This is a genomic window from Diplocloster modestus, from assembly GCF_019042245.1.
GTDB lineage: Bacteria > Bacillota > Clostridia > Lachnospirales > Lachnospiraceae > Diplocloster > Diplocloster modestus.
Genome location: NZ_JAHQCX010000005.1, coordinates 1 through 13,570, shown reverse-complemented (window position 1 = coordinate 13,570; position 13,570 = coordinate 1). Strand labels below are relative to the sequence as shown.

At 50.3% G+C, this 13,570-nt stretch carries 9 protein-coding genes; all 9 read left to right on the top strand.

Annotated elements, in window-relative coordinates; genetic code table 11:
• Nucleotides 1-19 precede the first annotated feature (19 nt).
• Entirely contained in the window at nucleotides 20-1,777 is a 1,758-nt protein-coding gene (locus tag KTH90_RS08835) for a peptide ABC transporter substrate-binding protein (RefSeq protein ID WP_158351022.1), read from the top strand.
• Nucleotides 1,778-1,901: 124 nt separating this feature from the next.
• The gene (locus tag KTH90_RS08830) at nucleotides 1,902-3,989 is read left to right on the top strand and encodes an alpha-L-fucosidase (protein WP_238726643.1); all 2,088 of its coding nucleotides are present in this window, start codon (nucleotides 1,902-1,904) and stop codon (nucleotides 3,987-3,989) included.
• Nucleotides 3,990-4,105: 116 nt separating this feature from the next.
• Complete coding sequence (locus tag KTH90_RS08825) at nucleotides 4,106-6,895, top strand: glycosyl hydrolase (RefSeq protein ID WP_238726642.1); 2,790 nt, start codon at nucleotides 4,106-4,108, stop codon at nucleotides 6,893-6,895.
• A 10-nt stretch (nucleotides 6,896-6,905) separates the two neighbouring features.
• Nucleotides 6,906-7,943: a M42 family metallopeptidase gene (locus KTH90_RS08820; RefSeq protein WP_238726641.1), complete on the top strand. Its 1,038-nt coding sequence runs from the start codon at nucleotides 6,906-6,908 to the stop codon at nucleotides 7,941-7,943.
• A 133-nt stretch (nucleotides 7,944-8,076) separates the two neighbouring features.
• Nucleotides 8,077-9,300 carry a peptidase T gene (gene pepT / locus KTH90_RS08815; protein WP_158351019.1) on the top strand — a complete coding sequence of 408 codons (1,224 nt, stop codon included), beginning with the start codon at nucleotides 8,077-8,079 and terminating at the stop codon, nucleotides 9,298-9,300.
• A 312-nt stretch (nucleotides 9,301-9,612) separates the two neighbouring features.
• Nucleotides 9,613-10,071 carry a hypothetical protein gene (locus KTH90_RS08810; RefSeq protein ID WP_158351018.1) on the top strand — a complete coding sequence of 153 codons (459 nt, stop codon included), beginning with the start codon at nucleotides 9,613-9,615 and terminating at the stop codon, nucleotides 10,069-10,071.
• Between the two features lie 19 nt (nucleotides 10,072-10,090).
• The gene (locus KTH90_RS08805; protein ID WP_158351017.1) at nucleotides 10,091-10,450 is read left to right on the top strand and encodes a YccF domain-containing protein; all 360 of its coding nucleotides are present in this window, start codon (nucleotides 10,091-10,093) and stop codon (nucleotides 10,448-10,450) included.
• Nucleotides 10,451-10,851: 401 nt separating this feature from the next.
• Nucleotides 10,852-12,390, top strand: coding sequence for a DUF1538 domain-containing protein (locus KTH90_RS08800; protein ID WP_158351016.1), 1,539 nt, complete (start codon nucleotides 10,852-10,854; stop codon nucleotides 12,388-12,390).
• A 14-nt stretch (nucleotides 12,391-12,404) separates the two neighbouring features.
• Nucleotides 12,405-13,085 (top strand): P-II family nitrogen regulator, encoded by a 681-nt coding sequence (locus KTH90_RS08795; protein ID WP_158351015.1) that lies wholly within the window; start codon nucleotides 12,405-12,407, stop codon nucleotides 13,083-13,085.
• Nucleotides 13,086-13,570 lie beyond the last annotated feature (485 nt).

The following is a 13,570-nucleotide window of genomic DNA, read 5'->3' as shown; positions in this document are numbered from 1 at the left end:
AAAAAGGAGGAAAAGAAGTATGAAAAAAGTGATTTCTTTGTTTTTGGCATTGGTACTCTGCCTGTCTGTGACAGCGTGTGGTTCCAAGGCTGCACCCGAAAGCGACACAGGTAAGACCGACGCGGGGACTACGGATACCGCGAAGGGAGAAGAGCAGGATAAGGATACCTCCGGCAGTGGGGATGAGTTAGCCATCGACGTGGCGCTGGGATACTCGGAGCCTCACTCCATGGATCCTACATTGGCGACCGGAGCGGATCAGTTTGAGATTCTGTTCCACATGTCGGAAGGCCTTATGAAGTTTGCGGCGATCGAGGATACCGTGAACGGAAATGACAATCAGTACAGTTCCGAGGTTGTGTGCGGACAGGCGGAATCTTATGAATTCGACGAGGCGAGCCTCACCTATACCTTCCATCTCAGAGATGATATCTTCTGGAGCGACGGCGAGAAAGTCACAGCGGATAACTTTGTCTATGCATGGCAGAGACTGGTGGATCCCAAAACGGCGGCTTCCAACGGCACGCTGTTAAACAACATCGTGAAGAATGCTACAGCTATCTCCGAAGGGACCATGGAGCCCTCTGAGCTTGGGATCGCGGCAGTGGATGAGAAGACACTGACTGTAACGCTGGAAAACAGCTGCTCTTATTTCCTGGATATGTGTACCCATTACGGCCTGTACCCTCTGCGCCAGGATGTGATCGAGGCGAACGGCGATACATGGACCGAGGCTGAGACTTTCATCAGCAACGGCGCTTATGTGATGACGGACTGGGTTCATGACAGTTATATCGAGCTGACAAAGAATGAGAAATATTATGACTATGCTAACCTGGGACCCTCCAAGATTACGTTCCATCTGTCTGACAGTGAAACCTCCAACATGGCGGCTTATCAGTCAGGGGAATATAATTTTGTCAGCGGGATTCCCACGGATCAGATCGAAAGCCTGATCGCATCGGGAGATGCTTACTCGAATCCCAGATTGAATGTGACATATCTGTATCTGAACTGCGAGACAATTCCGGACTGGCGGGTGAGAGCAGCGATTACCCTGGCGATTGATAAGGAAAACCTGGTCACCAATGTTACCCAGGACGGATCTACAGCCGCTACCGGCCTGATCCCCAACGGTGTCACCAACAGTGAGAATAAAGTCTGGACCGATGCGGTGGGAGAAGTGATGTACGCATGGCTTCAGGAAAAATATCCGGATTATGATCTGAGCACTTACTCCGGACGCTGTGAACTGGCTAAGGTTCTCTATGATGAAGCGGTAGCCGACGGATGGGACGGCAGCGCTACCATGGAATACAAATTTAACACCTCCGATACCAACAAGGCTGTCGCAGAGGCAGTTCAGTCGGATCTCTCAGGTATACTGGAGGCAAAAGTGACCCTGGGCAATATCGATTCGGCCGGTTATACCGATACCATTTCCAAGGGAGGCTTCCATCTGGCGCGTCTGGGTTACGGTATCACGTTTAATGACGCGATCGGATACTACCAGCTGTTCGGTACCAACGGAAACTTTGAGTACTCCGGATGGAGCGATGCGAACTATGATAAGCTTGTAGAGCAGGCATCCACCATGCAGAACGGCCCGGAACGGGATAAAGTCCTGGAAGAGATCGAACAGATTATGTACTCCGAGAATGGTTTCTCGGTGTGCCCGCTGTATTATGCCAGCTATGTGTATTGTATGAAAGATCTTCAGAACACATTCTATTCCGCGATCAGCAATCTGACCTATTTTGGATATGCAACCAAATAAACAGCAGCCCAATCGCTGAATGACAACGCATTCCCCGCATTTGCAGGCCATATATGGGCGTGCGGATGCGGGGAATTTTAAAATTAATCATTATGGCGCAGTAAATGCGCCGCAGGAGGCAAATATGTCAGAGAAATATAAACACAGCTACCGAGGGTATCTGATTGATCACCACTCCCCCGACCCGCCCGTGGTGACGCTTGAAAATCTGGATCCGGATGAATGGGAACGCTTTATCGAGGAAGCGAATATCAATCACCTGATGCTTTACTGTAAGGATCACTGGGGAAGCAGCTATTACAATACGAAAATCGGAAGGAAGCATCCGGGTCTTAAGGATAAGGACTGGGTCGGGACCATAGTGCCTATATTGAGAAAGCACGGGATTGAGTTCAACGCCTATTACTGCTTCGAATACGATACCTATGCCCCTAAGGCCCACCCGGAGTGGGCGGTGCGCAGGAAGGACGGACAGCCGCTCAAGTGCGGGATGCCCGCCAACACCAGCAACGCCAAATGGGGAATGCCCTGTTATGAGACCGGATACCGGGAATACATACTGGGGCAGATAAGGGAGATCGTAGAGAATTACCACCCGGACAGCCTGTTCATCGACATATTCGGCAGGGCGCTGTGCTACTGCGATACCTGCAAAGCGCTGTACCGGAAGGAATTCGGCTATGAGATGCCCGAGGATGACGCTGAGATGATGGCGAAAAACCGGGATTTGGAACGTTTTCTGAATGAGGGCGCGGAGCGGATGCTGGATGATCTGCGCAGCACGATCAGGGAGATCGACCCGGAACTGGCCCTGACCATCAACTTCGCCGCTCATTATCCCAGACAGATCCGCAACAAGCTGGACTATCTCTTCACAGAGCCCTGGGCGGGCAACTGGCTGTCCGGCGCGTACGCCCGGGATACCTCCGCAGGGAAGTACCCCCAGCTGGGGCCGGGGGATGTGTCCCATGTGTACAATTATCAGCCGGACAGCATCTACCGTCTGGCTGCGGCAGAGATCGCCGCGCAGGGATGCCGCGTATTTATGTACAGTGAACCTATGCACCGGGATGGAACTCTTGAGTTCGAGGAAGCCAGGAAAGTGGGGGCAGCATTTCGGGATGTGGAGAAGTTCGAGGCCTATCTGGAAGACAACCGTCTGGTGGCTGACATCGCTATTGTGCAGAGCGACGTGGCGGACACCCTGCATGTGGAGCATCCCATCCTGGCCAGTTCCATCAGCCGCGCCAAGGTAAGCGGGGCGCACCGGGAAGCGCTTCTGGGTGCCATGAAGCTGTGCGATTACAGCAAGAGGACTTGGAGAGTTGTGCCGGAGCTGGAATTGAGTTACGACCGTATGAAGGAATTCCGAATGATCCTGATCCCCAATCTGTTTTTTGTTAACCCTGACTTAAAGACAGATCTTAAACGCTATGTGGCGGATGGGGGAATTGTCCTGATCTCCGGCGAGACCGGCCTTTGTGATGAACAGGGTGCCATCCTTCAGGATTTTGCCCTGGCAGATCTGAGCGGCTGCCATTTCACCGCTAAAGATGAGACGTATAAGAAGAACCACTGGTGTGCCTACATCAGACCGGAGGAGGAGCCCATATGGAAGCGTTCCCCTCAGACGACACCGCCGGTGGGTGAATATGTGCTCCAAACCAGGGCCGATGGTGCCAAAGTGCTGGGGACTTTCCTGGAGCCCGCCGTCCTGCTGACGGAGACCACCTGGGTGAATTGGGGGAATCCTCTGCCCGGACAGGATAGCGGACTGCCTGCCCTGTATGAGAACGCCTATGGTCAGGGTCGTGTTCTGACCGCCTGTTTTGACCTGTTTACTATGATAAATAAAGATTTTCTATGGGTGAAGGACTTCTTTGCCGGAGTTACGGAAACGTACTTTGCCCCCCGGGTGTTCCTTCAGACGGATCTGATGAACAGTCTGGAGTTCACCTGCTATGAGCGGGAGGAAGGCAGGGAACTTCTGATACATGAACTCTCCGCGCTTGCAAGACTCACCGGAGGAGATACCCCGCTGATCGACGGGGGCAGGCTGATGGTGAACGGGGATTATATGCAGGTTAGCGAAGCGGAAATGGTATATCCTGAGCATAAACCTATGCCCGTTGCTTACAACGAGGAGAGCGGCTTTAGTGAGATTACCCTGGATCCGCTGTGTATCCATGCAATTTATAGAATTGTAGGTTAGTTGGCTCGGTATATTGAAAAATTAGCGGTAGAACAATTAGTGCCCGGATAGACGATTTGTGTAATCAGCCGTGTCCTGTTAAAGTGTAAGGCGCGGCCAACAGGAGGAGTTAGAGAATGGATTGTCATGTACAGAGACTGGAGCATCCGGATCCGGAGGCGAAAGGATGGACCCGCTGGTGGTGGTATGGCTGTGCGGTTCAGAGAGAAGAGATAGACAGGGAACTGCGGTTCATGCAGGAAGCCGGAATCGGCGGTGTGGAGATCCAGACGCTGTATCCGCTGGCCGCAGACGATGCGGAGGCGGGAATATACAATATCCCGTACTTTTCACCGGAATTTTTCGATGTCCTTGATTACACGCTTAAGAGGGCGGAGGAACTGGGACTGGGAGTCGATTTTACGCTTGGTTCCTCCTGGCCCTACGGGGGGCCCCATGTTCCGCAGGAACTCTCGGTACAGTGCGCGGTCCCGTATCAGATCGACGTGTCCGGACCCCGCAGCTTCTCCTATGATTTCACAAGCCGTGTTACCGGAAAGATCGAGCGCGCTGTGATGGGGAAAATGAAGGACAGCAGAATGCTGGAGGAGACCATCGTGGATCTGACCCCGTCCCTCCAGGAGAAGCTTCTGTTCGGATGGCCCTGGGGCAAGGTGCTGGAAGATATCCCCATCCCGGAAGGGGACTGGAAGATTGTGGTTTTCGTGACCCATCTGTATCACCAGCAGGCGGCGATCCCGGCCAGGGATGCCGGAGGATACGTGGTAGATCACTGCCGGAAGGACGCCGTGGATCTCTTTTTGAAAAATGGCGGTAATCCCCTGACCGAGCGGCTGGGCAGGGGAAGATTCCGCTGCTTCTTCTGCGACTCCATTGAGCTGCTGGGCAATAACTGGACGGGGATTCTGGAGGAAGAGTTCTTCAGACGGCGCGGGTACCGGCTGGATAGGTATATTTATGGACTGTGGGGCGAGATCGATGATATCTCCGATCGGATCCGGTATGATTATTTCCTGACCATGTCGGAACTGACCATCGAGAATTTCTTCGAAAACATGACCGCATGGTGTGACAGACACGGTTCCAAAGCGCGGATACAGGCCCACGGGACCTGGGCGGACATACTCAAGGCCTACGGCAGCGCGCATATACCCGAGGGGGAGACCTTCGGACCCCAGGATAAACTGGAGGTGAATTCCATACACAGGCGTTTTGCATCCTCCGCTGCGCACATATATAATAAACCGGTTGTATCCTGCGAGTCCTTTACCTGGCTTCGGGTTCCCCGGTTTATGGAGACCCTGGAAATGATGAAGGCGGAGGTGGATGCGATCTTCCTGGACGGTATAAATGCTATTTACAACCATGGATACGCCTACTCCCCGCCCGATGCGGGCAGACTGGGCTGGCCGTTTTACGCATCCTCCCAGATTAATCACACAAACACCTACTGGCCTTATTACAGGCATCTGGGTGATTACATCCAGAGAGTTTCCGGCATGCTGCGCATCGGCAGGTCCAGATGCGATATCGCGATCTATCTGCCCCAGGCCGACATCTGGTCGGAGAATCAGATGGCGGATCTGCATATGGGCATGAAGCTGCAGGAATACATGGGCTGGGGTGTGACCGACCGGATCAGTAAAAAGGGATACTGTTTTGACTATATAAATGACGATATATTGAACAATTATGCTTCCTTTGAGGAGGGAATGGCGGTGAACGGCAGCACCTACCGGGCAATCCTGCTCATAGGATGCAAACGGCTGCTGCCCGGTACGGCAGAAAAGCTGGAACGTTTTGTGAGGAGCGGAGGAATCCTGATCGCGTCGGAGGCAGCTCCCTATCTGAGCTGCGGACTGTGCCGGCGGGAAGAACAGGATGCCGCGGTACAAAGCTGCATGGCACGTATATTCCCGGAGAAGCCGGGCATCTGGCGCTCCGGCGGCAGGGGCGCGGCGGCCATAGCCCCCGATCGGGGAGAAGGGATGACGGCGCTTCTGGAGCAGCGGGTTCGTCCGGATGTAAGGATCACAGGAGGCGGGGACTGCGTGGGATATGTGCACAGGGTGGACGGAACCACGGATATCTACTTTATCGCCAATATATCCGCGCAAAGCCGCGAAGTGACCTTTGATTTCTCGGTCTGCGGAAAAAGGCTGAGCGTCTTCGATGCCGCAACGGCCAAACCCTATGGGGTGGAGAAGGCGGCCGGATATGAGAATTCCACAGAATTGGCGCTGGATATGGAAGCCTTTGATTCCGTCTTCGTGTTCTTTGATGAAGATACAAAGCTCCCTGCGACAGACCGGATCTTGTCCGGGAAAGACCTTTTTATGCAGCAGGTCCCGCAGGAAAAAACCTGCATACTGCCAGGTCCATGGCGGCTGGAGATTCCGGAGATGGAGTTCACACTTGAGTGGGAGCAGCCGGAGTTCTGGCAGCAGTATGAGCAAACGAGATATTACAGCGGCGTGGGCGTCTATACCAGCTCTTTGGTGATACAGGAAGTTCCGGCAGGATGCGCGGTATTACACCTGGAAGAGCTGCGGGAGGTAGCGCAGGTGCGGATCAATGGCAGGATCTGCGGGGATATATGGAGGCGTCCCTGGAAGCTGGATGTGACGGGGGCCCTGACAGCCGGTAAAAATACGATCGAGGTATACTGTTCGAACCGGTTGATCAATTATGCCATAGACCCGGAGAACGAGATAACCGATTATCCTGGAGAAATAGTGGAGGGCTGGCCTTATTTCTCGCAGGCGATCAACCAGATCAGGCACAGACGTATCGGCCTGGACCGGGAGCGGCAGGCTGTCGGGGAGCCTGTTCCTTCGGGAATGCGCGGCAAGGTCTGGATTACATTTTTGGACAATAAGGGAATGAATTTCCCCACGACAGAATAGAGGAGATCAGATGATGAACTTGGATATGGATTATACGCTGGAGTTAATGAAGGAGCTATTGGCGATCCCCAGCGTGGGAGGAGACTGTGAGGCGGCAATGGAGAGGATTCGCCGGGAATTCGCCTCTCTTCATATTCCCGTAAAGACCACCAACAAGGGTGCGGTCTACGGTACTCTTATAGGGGAGGAGAATGAGGATCAGGTTCTGGTGAACGCGCATATAGACACCCTGGGAGCTATGGTCAAAGAGATTCTGCCCAGCGGAAGACTGAGGGCAGCTCAGATCGGGGGATATACATGGACTACCTATGAAGGTGAGAATCTGGTGGTGCGCACCATGGATGGTACCGAATATACAGGGACGCTGCTCTACGAGAAACCATCCGTCCACAATTTTCCGGAGGAGGCCCGCAATGAGGTACGTACGGAGGACAACATGGAGATCCGTCTGGACGAGGATTTCTGCTCCGCGCAGGATGCGGCGGATGCGGGGATCAGCGTGGGGGACTACGTGTTCTATGATCCCAGGACCGTGATCACGCCGAAGGGCTTTATCAAGTCCAGGTACATCGATGACAAGGCCTGTGTGGCGGTTATGTTTGCGGTAATGAAGTATCTGACGGAGAACGGAATCCGGCCCAGGCATACCACTCATTTCTATGTGGCAAATTATGAGGAGATCGGGCATGGGGTATCTTACATTCCGCAGAATACCCGCGAGATGCTGTCCATCGACATCGGAACAGCGGGCATCGGCCATACTTCTGATGAACACTGCGTCACGATCTGCGCAAAGGACAGCCGTTCCCCGTATGACTATGGATTCCGCAAACGTCTGACCGAGCTTGCCCGTCGTGCGGGAATCGGCTACCGGGTGGAGGTACATAACCGTTACGGCAGCGATGCCAGTCTGTGTGTTGTGCGCGGGGCTGACGTGAATTTTGCCTGTATCGGCCCGGGCACCGACGCTTCACACCACTATGAGAGGACCCATGTGGACGCCCTCAGAAATACGGCGGAATTACTGAAGGAATATTTGACCAGATGAGCATGCGTATAGCCTGCGGAAGATATCATTAATAAGAAGAATATCTGTTAAATATTTATGTGAAAATGAACATCAATAAAAGAGTATCCGATTGAAAGAACATGTTCATCGATCGGTAGAAGGAGGTATGGATTTGCGGGCTTATGAACGGTTTTTGAAATATGTGGTGGTTCACACCACCAGTGATGATACCAGTACCGCGGTGCCCTCATCCCAGTGCCAGTTTGACCTGGCTTATCTGTTGGTGGATGAGATGAAGGGTATGGGTATAGAGGATGCCCATGTGGATGAGAAATGTTATGTGTATGGCACGATCCCGGCCACACCGGGATATGAGGAGGTTCCTTCTCTGGGGTTCTGTGCCCATCTGGACACAGCTGCGTTCAATGGAAAGAATGTAAAGCCCCGGGTCATAGAGAACTACGACGGCAAAGATGTGACGCTGGGGGACAGCGGCCGCACGCTGACGGTAGAGCAGTTTCCCCATCTGCCCTCCATGAAGGGCAAGACGCTGATCGTCACCGACGGAACCACGCTTCTGGGCGGGGACGATAAAGCCGGTATCGCAGAGATCATGACTCTGGCAGAGCGCCTGATGAAGGGAGAGATTCCCCATGGAAAGATCTGCCTGAGCTTTCCGCCTGATGAGGAGATCGGCGCCGGCGCCAAGGATCTGGACATCAGCAAATACGGTGCCACATATGCCTACACCGTGGATGGAAGCCAGGTAGGCCTCATTGACTATGAGAATTTCAATGCGGCGCTGGCCAAGATCCATATTACGGGGCTCGGAGTCCATCCCGGTTCATCCAAGAACACGATGATCAATGCACTGCTGGTGGCGAATGAGCTGAACAATATGCTTCCCTCCGGTGAGACGCCGCGGGACACGGAAGGATACGAGGGATTCTTCCATCTGACCAAGCTAAATGGTACACCGGATGACACGGATATGGAATATATCATCCGGGATCATGACCGGGGCCTGTTTGAAGGGCGTAAGAAGAGTCTGGAGCACATCTGTGTGCTTCTGAATGACAAATATGGGGACGGAACTGTCAAGCTTCATATCCGGGATCAGTATTATAATATGGAGGAGGTCATCCGTCAGCATTTCCATCTGGTGGAAAATGCAATCGAAGCGATTCACCGGGCTGGCCTTACCCATATCACAAGGCCGATCCGCGGCGGCACCGATGGCTCGCAGCTCAGTTTCCGGGGGCTTCCCTGCCCGAACCTGGGGGCTGGATACTATGCCTGTCACGGACCCTATGAACATGTGGCGGCGGAGGATATGGATACGGTCGTGGAGATTCTTATGAATCTTACGGGGCTGTACGCAGACGGACGGGAATGAATCAGGGATTTTCATTATAATTGAAACTCCGAACATCCTGGAGCTCCATTCCCAACTCCAGAAAGTTAAAAAAATAACAAAGGTACATTGACATTTCCCCCCGGCTATGATATCATCCAAACTATAAAAGGGAGTAGCCTACACCGTAAGGTGATTTCGAAACCGTCAAGACGATGCCGAGAGGCGTCCGTATCGAAATGAAATGCGCAAGACTTTTATTGTGGCAGAGTGCCAGAATAAAAGTCTTTTTTTATCCTCTGCCACATGACAACGGAACTAGAAACGCTGTTCAAAAGGAGAGAGGTAAAGAGTATGTACAACAGAGAAGAGAATGTCAGAGAGATCAACGAAGCTTTGATGGCGGGACACAGAGCGCTGGAATGCCTGCAGGATGCGGAGAAATGTCTATCCAATGCGAAAGACCTGGGACTCTGGGACATGATCGGCGGCGGCCTTCTGATCGGTTTGTTAAAACATTCCCGGCTGGATGACGCCAGTGCCAGTATCGAGGAGGCCAAGCGATTGCTTCTGCGGTTTCAAAGAGAGCTAAAGGATGTATTGATTCCGGCGGATCTGAAAATGGAAATCGATGGATTCATTACATTTGCAGATTTCTTTCTGGACGGGGTGATAGCAGATTGGTATGTACAAAAGAAAATCGACCAGGCCCTGGAAGAGGTACAGGATGCACGTGTGCGGGTAGACTCAGTTTTAAATGAACTGGAAGATATGAAGAAAGGTGAAATGGAGCATTGTGGATTCGGAGGATAGGAACAGGAGGTAAGAGCATATGTCATTTTTAGGAAACATAATATGGTTTATATTCGGAGGGCTGATCAGCGGATTGAGTTGGGCTCTGGCAGGATGCCTGTGGTGCATCACAATCGTCGGCATTCCCGTCGGTTTACAGTGTTTTAAGTTTGCGGGTTTGAGTATGTGTCCCTTCGGGAAAGAAGTACACTATGGCGGAGGGGCAGTATCCTTTCTGGTAAATCTGATATGGCTGCTGATCTCCGGAATTCCTTTGGCGCTGGAATCTGTGATATTCGGAATCATTTTCTGTATCACGATCGTAGGTATCCCGTTTGGGCTCCAGCACTTCAAGATGGCCAAACTGGCGCTGATGCCATTCGGCGCAACCGTACACTAAACACAAAGAGTCAAAAGGGGACATGTCCATTTCAGTTTGGGACATGTCCATTTTGATTTCTTTTCTCATTTTGTATATCCATTTTGCATTTTGTTGGTTTCCGTTCTGTTTCGTGTGGAATATCCTTCTGCCTATTGGGATTTGTTTGGTACATGTATATTTCGTGTTAAGATTAAAAATAAATATTATAATTCTTGCGGATTTTATGTTATAATCAAAAAATAAATAAAATTGCCGTTTATGTACAGCGCATTAAAAATAGCCGGCGAGGCTTTTTCGAACACTATTGTATAAAATCTTCTTATTTTATCCTTATCAATCCGCCCTTGTTAAAAGTAACTATGGAGTTAATCTGGATTACATAATCGTTCATTGAAAAAAATTAAAATCAGAAAGGGAGAATGCTATTGTATCGAACAAAACTACAGGAAAAGCTAAAAGAATCGCTGAATGCGGTTCTCCCAATCATGGGTATTGTGTTGCTGCTATGTTTTACCATCGTGCCCACCTCACCGAGTATACTGATGGCCTTTATTATAGGCGCCGTATTGCTGGTGGTGGGAATGACATTTTTTTCATTGGGAGCGGAACTGGCCATGACTCCTATGGGGGAACGGGTCGGCAGTTGTATGACAAAAACGAAACGGCTCTGGATTATGATCGTATTGGGCTTCGTTTTAGGATTTATTATTACTATTTCTGAACCGGATCTTCAGGTATTGGCGAATCAGGTTCCTTCTATTGCAAATGAGGTGCTGATAATTGCAGTAGCCTTTGGCGTGGGAATATTTTTGATCTTCGCGCTTTTGAGGATGCTGTTTAGCATTCCACTGTCTTATATGCTGTTCTTTTTCTATATTATTGTGTTTAGCCTTGCGTTTTTTGTCCCAAAAGATTTTCTTGCTGTCGCTTTCGATTCCGGCGGTGTTACTACAGGACCTATGACAGTACCTTTTATTATGGCGCTGGGTATCGGTATTTCTACAATCCGAAGTGACAAGCATGCTGTGGATGACAGCTTCGGACTTGTTGCATTGTGCTCTATTGGGCCTATTATGGCGGTACTTTTGCTGGGCCTCGTCTTTCATCCGTCCGGCGGAGAATATGTTCCGGTGACCATTCCGGAGATAGAAAATTCGATTGTTCTGCGGCAGTTATTTTCCAGCGCGCTTCCGACATATATGATGGAGATCGCAGTCTCTCTTCTCCCGATTGTTATATTCTTTGGAATTTTCCAGATTGTATCCCTGCGGCTGAGTAAAAAAGCGCTGATTAAAATCCTAATCGGCCTGATCTACACTTATGTAGGCCTGGTATTATTTCTGACAGGCGTGAATGTGGGCTTTATGCCCGCCGGTAATTATCTGGGACAGATGATCGCGGCGCTGCCCTATCGTTTTATTATTGTACCGATAGGTATGGTTATCGGTTATTTTATTGTTATGGCAGAGCCGGCTGTATATGTTTTGACAAAGCAGGTGGAAGAGCTGACGGATTCTGCAATTCCGGCATCAGCCATGAAACACAGTTTGTCCATCAGTGTGGCCTGTTCCGTCGGGCTCGCCATGCTTCGCGTGTTGACCGGAATCTCCATCTTCTGGTTTATCATTCCGGGCTATGCGATTGCACTTGGATTATCATTTTTCGTTCCGAAAATATTCACGGCCATTGCGTTCGACTCCGGTGGTGTGGCATCCGGTCCTATGACCGCTACCTTTTTACTTCCGTTTGCGATGGGGGCCTGTGTCCGTGTGGGGGGGAATATTGTTACGGATGCATTTGGAGTTGTGGCCATGGTAGCCATGACGCCTCTCATAACGATTCAGATTCTGGGACTTATTTACCGCATTCAGGAGAGAAGTTCCAAGAAATTCCTGGTTACGGCACCGGCCGCTGCCGAGTTTGAATTGCTGGATGATTATGATATTATTGAATTGTAGGAAAGGAGGCTACTATGAGTGAGCTTTATTTAATGGTTACCATTACGAATCGGAATATGTTAGCCAAATTTCTGACCTTTTATAAAGAGCGAAATACGGCGATATCATTGATTACTCTCGGGAATGGGACAGCTAATAGTGAAATGCTGGATTACTTTGGTCTGGAGGATTCTGAGAAAGCAGTTATTTTCGGAATCGTCACGGATTCGGTTTGGCTTACTTTGAAAAAAGGACTGCAGAGTAAGCTGCAGATCGATATTCCCGGCACGGGGATCGCTTTTACCATTCCACTCAGCAGCATTGGAGGAAAGCGGGAGTTATTATTTTTAACAGAAAATCAGGACTATGAGAAGGGAGCGGAATCCACATTGACAGGTTGCACACATGATTTACTGCTGGTTATTGCGAACCAGGGCTATAGTGATTTGGTTATGGAAGCGGCTCGAAGCGCAGGGGCAGCCGGAGGTACGATTATCCATGCTAAGGGCACGGGAATGGAGCAGGCGGAGAAGTTCCTTGGTGTTTCACTGGCATCTGAAAAAGAAATGATTTTTATAATAACTAAAAGTGTAGAGAAAAATCAAATTATGCGGGCGGTTATGCATCAGGCAGGAATGGAGAGCAAGGCGAAAGCGATCATTATCTCTCTGCCGGTAACCAGCACGGCTGGGCTTCGACTGGTGGAAGAAGAATAATTCGGTCAGGGGGCTATTCGCAGACGTGTACCTATAGAAAAATAGGGAGGGCTGACTAAAAACGTCTAACTCCAAAGGCGGAAGAACCTCGCAAGGGCCTGGAACTGTTCTCCAGCCTTCGGAGTTAGGCGTTCTAAGGGCAGGTCTCAAGTGATTTCTTACTATTTATTGTATAAAAAGAAGAGCAAGATCGATAAATTTAAATTAAATATTGACAGATTCCGACAGCATATGCTAATATAAAATTCCGCGGTCGAGAGATCAAAGATGGCAGCAAAAAAAAGTAAAAAAATGGCTTGACACAAAAAGTTGTTTATGATACTATATCTAAGCTGCCTCGAACAAGGAAAGAGCAAAAGCTGGTAAACATATAAAGCAGTTGTTCAGACAAACTTTTCGACAGCGAACGAACATTGATAACTAAACAGTGAAACAACCCTGAAAATTCTAAAAAAGAATTTCAGAAACGAACGCTTTCTTATATA